Source organism: Enterobacter sp. JMULE2 (genome assembly GCF_013337145.1).
Taxonomy (GTDB): Bacteria; Pseudomonadota; Gammaproteobacteria; order Enterobacterales; family Enterobacteriaceae; genus Enterobacter; species Enterobacter mori.
Window position 1 is genome coordinate 242,391 of record NZ_SGWD01000012.1, and the last position, 13,997, is coordinate 256,387.

At 55.1% G+C, this 13,997-nt stretch carries 11 protein-coding genes and 1 pseudogene; 8 read left to right on the plus strand and 4 right to left on the minus strand.

Going from position 1 to position 13,997, the window contains the following annotated elements; genetic code table 11:
• Positions 1-8: 8 nt before the first annotated feature.
• Together pyrG and eno are read left to right on the plus strand one after the other, a co-directional pair.
• The gene (pyrG, locus tag EXW94_RS12205; RefSeq protein WP_010434601.1) at positions 9-1,646 is read left to right on the plus strand and encodes a glutamine hydrolyzing CTP synthase; all 1,638 of its coding nucleotides are present in this window, start codon (positions 9-11) and stop codon (positions 1,644-1,646) included.
• Positions 1,647-1,728: 82 nt separating this feature from the next.
• On the plus strand, positions 1,729-3,027 hold the full coding sequence (gene eno / locus EXW94_RS12210) for a phosphopyruvate hydratase (RefSeq protein WP_010434599.1): 1,299 nt from the start codon (positions 1,729-1,731) through the stop codon (positions 3,025-3,027).
• Positions 3,028-3,080: 53 nt separating this feature from the next.
• Here the strand turns inward: eno and EXW94_RS12215 are convergent, their stop codons facing one another.
• The gene (locus EXW94_RS12215) at positions 3,081-4,190 is read right to left on the minus strand and encodes an SDR family oxidoreductase (RefSeq protein ID WP_174340201.1); all 1,110 of its coding nucleotides are present in this window, start codon (positions 4,188-4,190) and stop codon (positions 3,081-3,083) included.
• A gap of 348 nt (positions 4,191-4,538) precedes the next feature.
• A complete protein-coding gene (locus tag EXW94_RS12220; RefSeq protein WP_010434594.1) occupies positions 4,539-5,363 on the minus strand; it encodes a MurR/RpiR family transcriptional regulator in 825 nt (274 codons plus the stop codon).
• A 166-nt stretch (positions 5,364-5,529) separates the two neighbouring features.
• Between EXW94_RS12220 and EXW94_RS12225 the strand changes: the two genes are divergently transcribed.
• The 3 genes from EXW94_RS12225 to queE are packed head-to-tail and all read left to right on the plus strand — an operon-like array spanning position 5,530 to position 8,522.
• On the plus strand, positions 5,530-7,089 hold the full coding sequence (locus EXW94_RS12225) for a PTS transporter subunit EIIC (protein WP_174340202.1): 1,560 nt from the start codon (positions 5,530-5,532) through the stop codon (positions 7,087-7,089).
• A complete protein-coding gene (locus EXW94_RS12230) occupies positions 7,089-7,796 on the plus strand; it encodes an N-acetylmannosamine-6-phosphate 2-epimerase (protein WP_174340203.1) in 708 nt (235 codons plus the stop codon). The genes EXW94_RS12225 and EXW94_RS12230 overlap by 1 nt, the downstream gene beginning before the upstream one ends.
• A gap of 54 nt (positions 7,797-7,850) precedes the next feature.
• Entirely contained in the window at positions 7,851-8,522 is a 672-nt protein-coding gene (gene queE / locus EXW94_RS12235) for a 7-carboxy-7-deazaguanine synthase QueE (RefSeq protein ID WP_010434572.1), read from the plus strand.
• A gap of 86 nt (positions 8,523-8,608) precedes the next feature.
• Here the strand turns inward: queE and queD are convergent, their stop codons facing one another.
• Positions 8,609-8,971 carry a 6-carboxytetrahydropterin synthase QueD gene (queD, locus tag EXW94_RS12240; protein WP_010434567.1) on the minus strand — a complete coding sequence of 121 codons (363 nt, stop codon included), beginning with the start codon at positions 8,969-8,971 and terminating at the stop codon, positions 8,609-8,611.
• Between the two features lie 306 nt (positions 8,972-9,277).
• On the opposite strand from queD, the gene cysJ reads away from it, so the two are divergent.
• The 3 genes from cysJ to cysH all read left to right on the plus strand — a co-directional run bounded on the left by cysJ (position 9,278) and on the right by cysH (position 13,629).
• Positions 9,278-11,083, plus strand: coding sequence for an NADPH-dependent assimilatory sulfite reductase flavoprotein subunit (gene cysJ / locus EXW94_RS12245; protein WP_174340204.1), 1,806 nt, complete (start codon positions 9,278-9,280; stop codon positions 11,081-11,083).
• Positions 11,083-12,795, plus strand: coding sequence for an assimilatory sulfite reductase (NADPH) hemoprotein subunit (gene cysI, locus EXW94_RS12250; RefSeq protein ID WP_089601195.1), 1,713 nt, complete (start codon positions 11,083-11,085; stop codon positions 12,793-12,795). The genes cysJ and cysI overlap by 1 nt, the downstream gene beginning before the upstream one ends.
• 99 nt (positions 12,796-12,894) lie before the next feature.
• Complete coding sequence (cysH, locus tag EXW94_RS12255) at positions 12,895-13,629, plus strand: phosphoadenosine phosphosulfate reductase (RefSeq protein WP_010434558.1); 735 nt, start codon at positions 12,895-12,897, stop codon at positions 13,627-13,629.
• Between the two features lie 97 nt (positions 13,630-13,726).
• On the opposite strand, the pseudogene EXW94_RS12260 reads toward cysH, so the two are convergent.
• Positions 13,727-13,997: pseudogene (locus EXW94_RS12260) on the minus strand (aminopeptidase); the annotation flags it as partial.

Genomic DNA, 13,997 nt, shown 5'->3' on the forward strand with positions numbered 1-13,997 from the left:
GGTTCAGCATGACAACGAACTATATTTTTGTGACCGGCGGGGTCGTATCCTCTCTGGGTAAAGGCATTGCCGCAGCCTCCCTCGCAGCCATTCTTGAAGCCCGTGGCCTCAATGTGACCATGATGAAACTGGATCCGTACATCAACGTCGATCCGGGCACCATGAGCCCAATCCAACACGGGGAAGTGTTCGTTACTGAAGACGGCGCTGAAACCGATCTGGATCTTGGCCACTACGAGCGTTTCATCCGCACCAAAATGACCCGTCGTAACAACTTCACGACTGGCCGCATCTACTCAGACGTTCTGCGTAAAGAGCGCCGCGGTGACTACCTGGGGGCAACTGTTCAGGTTATCCCACACATCACTAACGCAATCAAAGAACGCATCGTTGCGGGCGGCGAAGGCCACGACGTGGTGCTGGTCGAAATCGGCGGAACCGTAGGTGATATCGAATCCCTGCCATTCCTTGAAGCGATTCGTCAGCTGGCTGTCGATATTGGTCGTGAGCACGCGCTGTTCATGCACCTGACCCTGGTGCCGTACATGGCCGCCGCAGGTGAAGTGAAAACCAAGCCGACTCAGCACTCAGTAAAAGAACTGCTCTCCATCGGTATTCAGCCAGACATCCTGGTTTGCCGCTCCGATCGCGCGGTTCCAGCGAACGAACGTGCGAAAATTGCATTGTTCTGTAACGTGCCTGAAAAAGCCGTTATTTCAATGAAAGACGTCGATTCCATTTATAAAATCCCGGGCCTGTTGAAATCACAGGGCCTGGACGATTATATTTGTAAACGATTCAGCTTGAACTGTCCGGAAGCTAACCTGTCTGAATGGGAACAGGTTATTTACGAAGAAGCCAATCCGGCTGGTGAAGTGACTATCGGTATGGTCGGCAAGTACATTGAACTGCCGGACGCCTATAAGTCAGTCATCGAAGCGCTGAAGCACGGTGGTCTGAAGAACCGCGTCTCCGTGAACATCAAGCTGATTGACTCGCAGGATGTTGAAACGCGTGGCGTCGAAATTCTGAAAGATCTGGATGCGATTCTCATCCCTGGCGGCTTCGGCTACCGTGGTGTAGAAGGCAAGATCGCCACCGCGCGCTATGCGCGTGAAAACAATATTCCATACCTCGGCATCTGCCTGGGTATGCAAGTTGCGCTGATCGAATTTGCGCGCAACGTAGCGGGAATGGAAAACGCGAACTCTACGGAATTTGTGCCAGACTGTAAGTACCCTGTAGTGGCGCTTATCACTGAATGGCGCGACGAAGAAGGTAACGTCGAAGTCCGTACCGAGAAGAGCGATCTGGGTGGCACTATGCGTCTTGGCGCACAGGCCTGCCAGCTGTCCGACGATAGCGTGGTTCGCAAGCTGTATGGCGAGCCAACCATCACCGAGCGCCATCGTCACCGCTATGAAGTCAACAACATGTTGTTGAAACCGATTGAAGCTGCGGGTCTGCGTGTTGCGGGCCGTTCCGGGGATGATCAGTTAGTCGAGATCATCGAGGTGCCTAACCATCCATGGTTCGTTGCCTGCCAATTCCACCCGGAATTTACTTCTACGCCGCGCGACGGGCATCCGCTGTTTGCAGGCTTTGTGAAGGCCGCCAGCGACTACCAGAAGCGTCAGGCGAAGTAAAAAAAGTTAGAACGGCAACGCGTACCTCTGGTACGCGTTGTTTGTCTGGAGTTTTAGTTTAACTTGTACTGAGGAAAATCTAATGTCCAAAATCGTTAAAGTCATCGGTCGTGAAATCATCGACTCCCGTGGTAACCCGACCGTTGAAGCCGAAGTTCACCTGGAAGGTGGTTTCGTTGGTATGGCTGCTGCTCCATCAGGTGCTTCTACTGGTTCCCGCGAAGCGCTGGAACTGCGCGATGGCGACAAATCCCGCTTCCTGGGCAAAGGCGTACTGAAAGCGGTTGGCGCTGTAAACGGTCCTATTGCTCAGGCAATCCTTGGCAAAGACGCCAAAGACCAGGCTGGCATCGACAAGATCATGATCGATCTGGACGGTACTGAAAACAAATCTAACTTCGGTGCGAACGCAATCCTGGCTGTTTCCCTGGCGAACGCCAAAGCAGCAGCAGCAGCGAAAGGCCAGCCACTGTTCGAGCACATCGCTGAACTGAACGGCACCCCAGGCAAATACTCCATGCCTGTACCAATGATGAACATCATCAACGGTGGTGAGCACGCAGACAACAACGTTGATATTCAGGAATTCATGATTCAGCCAGTTGGCGCGAAATCCCTGAAAGAAGCAGTACGTATGGGTTCTGAAGTGTTCCACAACCTGGCTAAAGTTCTGAAGGCTAAAGGTATGAACACTGCTGTTGGTGACGAAGGTGGCTATGCGCCAAACCTGGGTTCTAACGCAGAAGCTCTGGCGGTAATCGCTGAAGCAGTTAAAGCAGCAGGCTACGAGCTGGGCAAAGACATCACCCTGGCGATGGACTGTGCAGCATCTGAATTCTACAAAGACGGTAAATACGTTCTGGCTGGCGAAGGCAACAAAGCATTCACCTCCGAAGAGTTCACTCACTTCCTGGAAGACCTTACCAAACAGTACCCAATCGTGTCTATCGAAGACGGTCTGGACGAGTCTGACTGGGCTGGCTTCGCATACCAGACCAAAGTACTGGGCGACAAAATCCAGCTGGTTGGTGACGATCTGTTCGTAACCAACACCAAGATCCTGAAAGAAGGCATCGAGAAAGGCATCGTTAACTCCATCCTGATCAAATTCAACCAGATCGGTTCTCTGACCGAAACTCTGGCTGCGATCAAAATGGCGAAAGACGCTGGCTACACCGCTGTTATCTCTCACCGTTCTGGCGAAACTGAAGACGCTACCATTGCTGACCTGGCTGTGGGTACCGCTGCAGGCCAGATCAAAACCGGTTCTATGAGCCGTTCTGACCGTGTTGCTAAATACAACCAGCTGATTCGTATCGAAGAAGCGCTGGGCGAAAAAGCACCATACAACGGTCTGAAAGAGATCAAAGGCCAGGCATAATTGCTTAAGCCTTAAAATGAAAATGCCAGTCGAATGACTGGCATTTTTTTTGGCTATTTAAAATCAACCGCCATTTGCTCCGGAATGGTCAACCCCTGGGTGGTTTGCACGCAGCGGGCGATATAATCCGTAAACCGGGGTGGCTTCGGCATCCCCATGCTCAGCAGCTTATCGTTGCTAAAGCGCACGTTAAGCGTGGCAAACGCACCGTATAAACGCATGGCTTTCAGCATCAGACGTTCGTTGCACGGGCCAAAAATATGTTTTAACTCGCGGCGCATTCTGACCAGCGTTTCGTAGCTGACCTGCGCATATTTATCACCGACGGGGGCTTTCTCCAGCGCCAGCGCCATTGCCCGATCGATATCCGCAAAGCGAACGCTGTTCTCTTCTCCCGCAGAAATATGTACCACTTCCCCCGGACGAACGTTGCTGTTGAGCAGCATTAACAGCGCGTCGGCGCAATAATCCACCGGAACAACGTCGATTCGGTCCTCCATTGAGCACATAAACTTCTGCAGCATCAGGCCCATGCTAAAGACCCAGAAAATGCTGCTCGACGGCGTGCAGCCATGACGAGTATGGCCGACAACGATGGACGGACGGGCAATGAGCAGCGGCAGGTTCGGACACTCCTGGCGCATCAGCTGTTCGATGGTTGACTTCGAAAACGTGTATTCCACCAGGTGTTCAGCATTCTCTCTGAATTCAGCGCTTTCGGCGACCAGTGAATCCTGCTCCGGCGTGCATGACATTGCGGTGCCGACGTGGAGGAAACGCTGTAGTCCTGCGACCTGCTCCATACGGCGCGCCAGCGCGAGCGTACCTTCAACGTTGACCTTCCAGATCAGTGGGTTATTACCAAATGAGGCGACAGCCGCACAGTTAACGACATGCGTGACGCGATCCAGACGGGGATCGTTCAGAAAGGCCTCTGGCTGGCTGAGGTCGCCAGTCAGGATATTATCCACGCTCAGGGAGGCCAGTTTGTCCTCAGGAACATTGAACTTGCGCATATTCTCCAGCACGCGCTCCAGCCCGCTCTGCGGATCGCCGGCGCGCGTAAGCAAAAGGAGTTCTACGGATTGATCGTTGGTCAGGATTTTTTCAAGAACTGCACCGCCCAGAAATCCGGTCACGCCTGTAATCAATAGCATCTTCATTAATACCGTCTCATTATGATTGATGAGGCGGATTGTAGGCGCGCAAAAGTAAACGGCATTTAAATAATAAAACGCCGAAATCAGTGGCGTCTTAAGCTTATTTTAAGGAAAGGAAATCGGGTGGAGATATTCGACATTAGTAGAAGGGTAAAGATTCATTATATAAAAATATAAATTTCAACTCATTGAATTTTATGATTTTTGTAGAGGCGCCGTCAAATGATGAACTTAATTCAAAATGTAATAAATATAATAATTTGTTACACCAAGTATTTACCAAATAAATGATTTAAACACCACTTAACTAAAGTTATTCGCAGGCCGATTTATTTAGCCTGCGAATGTTTTTCAGAGCAAAAGGGGAAGCGTGGCGCTGGCTGTTTGTTGGCTGACGTCGCCGTAATGACCATCCAGCGCAATCATGGACGTGGTCAGCAGCTCGACCAGCAGCATCACCCCAACCTTAGCATTGAGCGCGCCTGCGCTAAGGGGACCCTCTGGTTTTGCGGCCACCAGCTGCATGTCGCTCAGGGATGCCAGCGGGCTGCGGGGCGTATTGCTGAGTGCCAGCACCTTAACGCCGCGCTTGCGGGCAAGCTTCACCACGTGGAGTAAATCCCGCGTTGAACCCGAGCTGGAGATGGCCACAACCAGCGTCTCTTTCGAAAGCGTTGTCGCATTCATGGCTGCGCGGTGCATATCGCTAAACAGCTGTGCAGGTTTGCCCAGCCGCAATAGCTTGTAATGCAGGTACTCCCCGAGGATGGCGCTGGCCGCGACGCCATAAATCTGCACGGATTGGGCCTGATGCAGCGCCAGCGCTGCCTTTTCAAGCAGCGTGCGGTCGAGAAGTCGGGCGGTATCCTGCAAAGCCTGCACCGACTCATCCACGACGTTATCAATCTCATCCCCCGCCTGACGCGCGGGCTGGCCCTGCTGTATATCCAGCGCAAGCGCCATTTTAAATTCGTTATAGCCCTTGCAGCCCAGCGTTCGGCAAAGACGCGTGACGCTGGCCTCGCTGGTGTGGCTCTCGCGCGCCAGTTCAGTGATCGTCAGGTAGAGCACCCGGGCAGGATCGCTGAGGACAAACTCGCCGAGTTTTTGTTGCGTTGGGCTGTACCCGGAAGCCTCCTGGCGGAGCTTCAGCAGCAGATTTTCATGGTCCGACATGCCACGTCCTTAATGTGTTTCGCTGCGACTAGTGTGGCGGAAAGGAGGGGAAAGATGCCAGTCATTTTGAAAAAGTATGATCGGCTTCCTGGTTTGTGATGATAATTTTCACTATATAATATTTATATGGTAAAAATTTTCATCGTTTAATGGGGAGATGAAAAAAATGATGCAAATGTTCAGTGGCGCTTCTTCGGGGGGATGGTTTGAAAAAGCGCAGCGCTTTGGTAAATCCTTTATGTTGCCCATTGCCGTGTTGCCCGCGGCGGGTCTGCTGCTGGGGATAGGCGGCGCGTTATCGAATCCCAATACGCTGGCGGCTTATCCGTTTTTAGATGTGGGCTGGCTTCAGGCCATTTTCACTATCATGAGCAGCGCAGGTTCAATCGTCTTTGCGAACCTCTCGGTGCTGTTTGCCGTTGGGGTTGCCGTCGGGTTGGCAAAAAGCGATAAGGGCACGGCCGGGATGGCGGCGCTGCTCGCGTTTCTGGTGATGAATGCCACCATCAACGCGCTGCTGATCCTCACCGGAAAACTGGCGCACGAGAACCCGGGCGCTGTAGGGCAGGGCATGACGCTGGGGATTCAGACGCTGGAAACCGGCGTGTTTGGCGGCGTGGTGATTGGGCTGGTGACCTGCACGCTCCATCATCGGTTTAATAAAATTGCGCTTCCGCAGTTCCTCGGGTTCTTTGGCGGCTCGCGCTTTGTCCCCATTATCAGCTCCCTGGCGGCGATACTCGTCGGGGCCGCAATGACCGTGGTCTGGCCGCATTTCCAGAAACTGATTTTTGGTCTCGGCGGGCTGGTGGATGCCACCGGTTATCTGGGCACCCTGCTGTACGGCTTCATTTTACGCATGCTGGGCCCGTTTGGTTTGCACCATATCTTCTATCTGCCGTTCTGGACCACCGCGCTCGGCGGCAGTGAGATTGTCAACGGTCACCTGGTTGAGGGCACACAGCGGATCTTCTTCGCCCAGCTGGCCGATCCTACCACGCGTCAGTTTTACGAAGGCACGTCACGCTTCATGTCTGGGCGCTTTATTACGATGATGTTTGGCCTGCTCGGCGCGTGTCTGGCGATGTACCACACGGCAAAACCGGAGAACAAAAAGCGCGTTGCCGGGCTGCTGCTCTCTGCGGCGTTAACCTCGTTCCTGACCGGGATTACCGAACCTATCGAGTTCTCCTTCCTGTTTATTGCGCCGGTGCTTTACGTCATTCATGCGCTGTTTGACGGGCTGGCGTTCATGCTCGCACACATGCTGCATATCACCATCGGACAAACCTTCTCCGGCGGTTTTATTGACTTCGTGCTGTTCGGCATTTTGCAGGGGGAGGCCAAAACCCACTGGATGTTCGTTCCGCTGGTCGGTGTGCCGTGGTTCTTCGTTTACTACTTCACCTTCCGCTACCTGATTAACCGCTTCGATTTTGCCACGCCGGGTCGGGAAAAGGAGGCGATGGCCAATGAAGTGACTTTTTCGCAGAGCGAGCGCGCCGTTGCGGTGATCGCTGGATTAGGCGGAAAAGAGAATCTGGAAGAGGTGGACTGTTGCGCCACGCGTCTTCGCGTCACGGTTAAGGACGGCAGCAAAGTGAATGACGCGGCGCTGAAAGCCACCGGCGCGCGCGGCGTTATCGTACGCGGTAACGGTGTTCAGGTCATTTATGGCCCGCACGTCACGATTATCAAAAACGAAGTGGAAGAGATCTTATCGTAATGAAAACTGTACTGGATAACCTGAAGGGAAAACTGGTCGTCTCCTGTCAGGCGCTGGAAAACGAACCGTTACATAGCCCGTTTATTATGTCGCGCATGGCGCTGGCGGCGGCGCAGGGCGGAGCCGCCGCCATTCGTGCCAACAGCGTGGTAGATATTGAGGCCATTAAGCAGCAGGTCTCTTTGCCTGTTATCAGCATCATCAAACGGGATTACCCGGAAAGCGAGGTGTTTATCACCGCCACGATGAAAGAGGTGGATGAGCTCATGACCGTCTCTCCGGAAATCATTGCGCTTGATGCGACGGCGAGGGATCGTCCCGGTGGGGAGTCTCTGGAAACGCTGGTCACGCGCATCCGATCGCGCTATCCCTCGGTCCTGCTGATGGCGGATATCTCCACCGTGGATGAAGCCGTGACGGCGCAGGCGCTTGGCTTTGACTGTGTCGGCACTACGCTTTACGGCTATACGGCGGAAACGGTGGGCCATTCGCTTCCGGAGAATGACTGCGCGTTCCTGCAGGCAGTGCTGGCTGCCGTGACGGTTCCCGTGGTTGCCGAAGGCAACGTGGATACCCCTGAACGCGCGGCCAGATGCCTGGCACTGGGTGCGCATACGGTTGTTGTCGGCGGCGCGATCACCCGTCCACAGCAAATTACCCAGCGTTTTATGGCGGCGATTGGCGCGCAAAGCACCGATGGAGCATGACCATCCGGCGGGGATCTGCGATACTTATCGTTTATCCCCTTTACTGAGATGACTATGCAGTACCCGATTAACGAGATGTTCCAGACCCTGCAAGGCGAGGGTTACTTTACCGGTGTTCCCGCTATTTTCATTCGTTTACAGGGATGCCCGGTTGGCTGTGCCTGGTGTGATACCAAACATACGTGGGATAAGCTCGCAGATCGGGAAGTGTCGCTGTTTAGCATACTGGCGAAAACCAAAGAGAGCGATAAGTGGGGGGCGGGCAGTCCAGAAGATCTGCTGGCCATTATTGGTCGTCAGGGCTGGACGGCGCGCCACGTGGTGATCACCGGCGGTGAACCCTGCATCCACGATCTGACGCCGCTGACCGAGCTGCTCGAAAAGAACGGCTACAGCTGCCAGATTGAAACCAGCGGCACCCATGAAGTGCGCTGCTCACACACCACTTGGGTGACGGTATCGCCAAAAGTGAATATGCGCGGCGGATATGACGTGCTGTCTCAGGCGCTGGAACGCGCGGATGAGATTAAGCACCCGGTAGGGCGCGTACGTGATATCGAAGCGCTGGATGAACTGCTGGCCACGCTGACGGATGAAAAGCAGCGCGTCATTGCGCTACAGCCGATCAGCCAGAAAGACGACGCGACGCGCCTGTGCATTGAAACCTGTATTGCGCGTAACTGGCGCCTGTCGATGCAGACGCACAAGTACCTGAATATTGCATAAAAAAAGCCCGGTGGCGCTAGCGCTTACCGGGACTACGGTTCGAGGCTCTTACAGGCCGGGTAAGCGTTAGCGCCACCCGGCAAGCATCACTCCCCGCGATACACGCAGCCTGCCGTGCAGGTCTCTTTGATCATCACCGCGCTCAGCAGCGGCACCAGCGGCTTCATCTGATCCCAAATCCATTTCGCCAGCACTTCGCTGGTCGGGTTTTCAAGGCCCGGGATATCATTCAGGTAGTAGTGATCCAGACGATCGTAGGTCGGCTTAAACGCCGCCTTCAGCTCGGCAAAATCCATGATCCAACCGGTATGCGGATCGACTTCACCGGTGATCTCAAGACGCACCATAAACGAGTGCCCGTGCAAACGGCCACATTTATGCCCTTCAGGGACATGCGGAAGGTGGTGGGCGGCTTCGAAGGTGAAATCTTTAAACAGTGTGGTGGACATGATCGCTCTCAGTAATGCGGAAAAAACCGCCGCATAGTACCGGAAAGCACAATTTTTAGCATTAACTAAAACGGCTCAATAGGTACGGAGCAGCGATACGCCCTTGTTTTGTTAATTTTCGTATTATATTTCAATGGTTTAATTAATCGCTTTTACTGTTAAGAACGATAAGTAAAACAGGTTAGTCCATTTGGTTATTTATTATTTCCATCCCTTCTTTAATTGTTATTATCCTCGCCGTTAACCTTATCTTCAGTTTGGATTTATTCGCTTAAAGTCCGCTTGGCTACTGGAACATAACGACGCATGACAACACAGGCCCCACCTTCAAATTTGCTTCCCCTGAACCCGGAGCAACTGGCGCGCCTTCAGGCTGCCACCTCTGATTTTTCTCCCACTCAGCTTGCCTGGGTCTCCGGTTATTTCTGGGGAATGCTCAATCAGCAGCCTGGCACTGTGGTGGGTGCACCGGCAACGGCCGTTGAAATTCCTGCCATTACGCTCATTTCCGCCTCGCAAACGGGTAACGCCCGCCGCGTGGCCGAAGCGCTGCGTGATGACCTGCTCGCCGCTAAACTGAACGTGAACCTGGTCAACGCCGGGGATTATAAATTTAAACAAATCGCGTCAGAAAAACTGCTGGTGGTTGTGGCCTCAACGCAGGGTGAAGGTGAACCCGCTGAAGAAGCGGTGGCGCTGCACAAGTTTCTGTTCTCGAAAAAAGCGCCGAAGCTGGACGGCACGGCTTATGCCGTGTTCGGCCTTGGCGATACTTCCTATGAATTCTTCTGCCAGTCCGGTAAAGATTTCGACAGCAAGCTGGCGGAGCTGGGCGCGGAGCGCCTGCTGGACCGCGTTGACGCGGATGTCGAGTACCAGACCGCCGCCGCGGAATGGCGTGCCCGCATTGTTGAGGTGCTGAAAGCCCGCGTGCCGAAAGAGAGCTCGGCGCAGGCCGCCTTCACCGCAACGGGTGCCGTCAACGACATTCACACCAGCCCGTACACCAAAGAGGCGCCGCTGACCGCGAGCCTGGCGGTGAACCAGAAAATTACCGGCCGCGACTCGGAAAAAGACGTGCGCCATATCGAGATCGATCTCGGCGACTCTGGCCTGCGCTACCAGCCGGGCGACGCGCTGGGTATCTGGTATCAGAACGATCCTGCTCTGGTAAAAGAGCTGGTTGAGCTGCTGTGGCTGAAGGGTGACGAGCCTGTCACCGTTGACGGCAAAACCCAGCCGCTTTCAGAGGCGCTGCAGTGGCATTTCGAGCTGACGGTGAACACCCCGAATATCGTCGAAAATTACGCCACCTTAACGCGCAGCGAATCCTTGCTGCCGCTGGTGGGCGACAAAGCGAAACTGCAGCATTATGCCGCGACGACGCCAATTGTCGATATGGTGCGTTTCTCTCCGGCTCAGCTGGATGCCGATGCACTGATCGGCCTGCTGCGTCCGCTGACCCCGCGCCTGTACTCCATCGCCTCTTCGCAGGCCGAAGTGGAGAGTGAAGTGCATGTTACCGTCGGCGTGGTGCGCTACGACATCGAAGGCCGCGCCCGTGCGGGTGGGGCATCAAGTTTCCTGGCGGACCGCGTGGAAGAAGAGGGCGAAGTGCGCGTCTTCATTGAGCACAATGACAACTTCCGCCTGCCTGCGAACCCGGAAACGCCGGTCATCATGATTGGCCCAGGCACCGGCATTGCGCCGTTCCGCGCCTTTATGCAACAGCGCGCAGCAGATGAAGCGCCGGGTAAAAACTGGCTGTTCTTCGGCAACCCGCACTTTACCGAAGATTTCCTCTACCAGGTTGAATGGCAGCGCTATGTTAAAGAAGGCGTACTGACCCGCATCGATCTGGCCTGGTCCCGCGACCAGAAAGAAAAAGTATACGTACAAGACAAACTGCGCGAACAGGGCGCAGAGCTGTGGCGCTGGATCAATGACGGTGCCCACATTTATGTCTGCGGCGACGCCAATCGCATGGCGAAGGACGTTGAGCAGGCACTGCTGGAAGTGATTGCCGAATTCGGCGGTATGGATGCCGAAACGGCGGATGAATTTTTAAGTGAGCTGCGCGTAGAGCGCCGTTATCAGCGAGATGTCTACTAATGAGCGAAAAACATCCCGGCCCACTGGTGGTCGAAGGCAAACTGACTGATGCCGAGCGCATGAAGGTAGAGAGCAACTACCTGCGCGGTACCATTGCCGAAGATTTAAATGACGGTCTGACCGGCGGTTTCAAAGGCGACAACTTCCTGCTGATCCGCTTTCACGGTATGTATCAGCAGGACGACCGCGACATCCGCGCCGAGCGTGCTGAACAGAAGCTGGAGCCGCGTCACGCGATGCTGCTGCGCTGCCGTTTGCCGGGCGGGGTGATCACCACCAAACAGTGGCAGGCCATCGACAAGTTCGCGGGTGAAAACACGATTTACGGCAGCATCCGCCTGACCAACCGTCAGACCTTCCAGTTCCACGGCATTCTGAAGAAGAACGTGAAGCCGGTGCACCAGATGCTGCACTCGGTCGGGCTGGACGCGCTGGCAACCGCCAACGACATGAACCGTAACGTGCTTTGCACCTCGAACCCGTATGAGTCCGAGCTGCACGCCGAAGCGTATGAGTGGGCGAAGAAGATCTCTGAGCACCTGCTGCCGCGCACGCGCGCCTACGCAGAGATTTGGCTCGATCAGGAAAAAGTCGCGACCACGGACGAAGAACCGATCCTTGGCCAGACCTATCTGCCGCGTAAGTTTAAAACTACTGTCGTGATCCCGCCGCAGAACGATATCGACCTGCACGCCAACGACATGAACTTCGTGGCGATTGCCGAAAACGGCAAGCTGATCGGCTTTAACCTGCTGGTGGGCGGCGGCCTGTCCATTGAGCACGGTAACAAGAAAACCTATGCCCGCACCGCGAGCGAGTTCGGCTTCCTGCCGCTGGAGCACACGCTGGCCGTGGCGGAAGCTGTGGTCACCACCCAGCGCGACTGGGGCAACCGTACCGACCGTAAAAACGCGAAAACCAAATACACCCTGGAGCGCGTGGGCGTAGAGACGTTCAAAGAGGAAGTGGAGCGTCGCGCAGGCATCAAGTTTGAGCCGATCCGCCCTTACGAATTCACCGGTCGCGGCGATCGCATTGGCTGGGTGAAAGGTATCGACAATAAATGGCACCTGACGCTGTTTATTGAAAACGGTCGTATTCTGGATTATCCGGGACGCCCGCTGAAAACCGGTCTGCTGGAAATTGCTAAGATCCATAAAGGCGAGTTCCGCATTACCGCCAACCAGAATCTCATCATTGCCGGCGTGCCGGAGAGCCAGAAGGCTAAAATCGAGAAGCTGGCGCGCGATCATGGGTTGATGAATGCGGTTAAACCGCAGCGTGAAAACTCGATGGCCTGCGTGTCGTTCCCGACCTGCCCGCTGGCGATGGCCGAAGCGGAACGTTTCCTGCCGTCATTTACTGACAAGGTAGAAGCGATTCTGGAAAAACACGGTATTCCGGACGAGCATATTGTGATGCGCGTCACCGGCTGCCCGAACGGCTGCGGTCGCGCGATGCTGGCTGAGCTGGGTCTGGTGGGCAAAGCGCCGGGTCGTTACAACGTGCACCTTGGCGGCAACCGTATGGGGACGCGCATTCCGCGTATGTACCGTGAAAATATTACGGAACCGGAAATTCTCGATTCCATTGACGAGCTTGTCGGGCGCTGGGCGAAAGAGCGCGAAGCGGGCGAAGGCTTCGGCGACTTTACGGTGCGTGCGGGCATCATTCGCCCGGTGCTCGATCCCGCACGGGATTTCTGGGAGTAACCCATCCTTTGCCCGGTGGCGCTTCGCTTACCGGGCCTACGGGTTTTGTAGGCCGGGCAAACGCAGTGCCGCCCGGCGAAACAGGCAAACGAGGTTCTTATGTCCGTACTCGATCTAAACGCCCTTAATGACCTGCCAAAAGTCGAACGCATTCTGGCGCTGGCAGAAACCAACGCTCAGCTGGAAAAACTGGACGCCGAAGGGCGCGTGGCGTGGGCGCTGGAAAACCTGCCGGGAGACTATGTGCTGTCGTCGAGCTTTGGTATTCAGGCGGCGGTCAGCCTGCATCTGGTGAATCAGATCAGCCCAGACATTCCGGTGATCCTTACCGATACCGGCTACCTGTTCCCGGAAACTTACCAGTTTATCGACGAGCTCACGGACAAGCTCAAGCTGAACCTGAAAGTCTACCGCGCGACGGAAAGTGCGGCCTGGCAGGAGGCGCGCTACGGCAAGCTGTGGGAGCAGGGCGTTGAGGGCATTGAGAAATACAATGAGATCAATAAAGTCGAGCCGATGAACCGCGCGCTGAAAGAGCTGAAGGCTCAGACCTGGTTTGCGGGTCTGCGCCGCGAGCAGTCGGGAAGCCGCGCTACGCTACCGGTGCTGGCGGTTCAACGCGGCGTGTTCAAAGTGCTGCCGATCATCGACTGGGATAACCGCACCGTGTACCAGTACCTGCAAAAACACGGGCTGAAGTACCATCCGCTGTGGGACCAGGGCTATTTGTCGGTGGGGGATACCCACACCACGCGCAAATGGGAACCGGGAATGGCAGAAGAAGAGACGCGATTCTTTGGGCTGAAGCGCGAGTGCGGGCTGCACGAAGGATAATGTCATTTCGCCCGGTGGCGCTGCGCTTACCGGGCCTACAAAGGCTCGATCGATACGTAGGCCCGGTAAGGCGTAGCCGCCACCGGGCTTAAGGACCTCAGGCTTTCCCCGCTTTCGCCAGCTCCTTCACCAGCGGCAGCATCACCTTCACCACATCACGGCTGCGACGCTCAATTCGCTGAGGCAGCGCGCTGTCAATGTGCTGCTGATTGTCCAGCATCACGTTATGCCAGCTTGTCCCTTCCGGGAACGCTTTCGTTTTCGCCCGCTGCTGATACCCATCTTTCTTGCCCAGACCCCAGTTCGTCGCCTCAACGTACAAAACCGGAATACCCGCTTTATCAAACACTTCGCCGTCATTACAACAG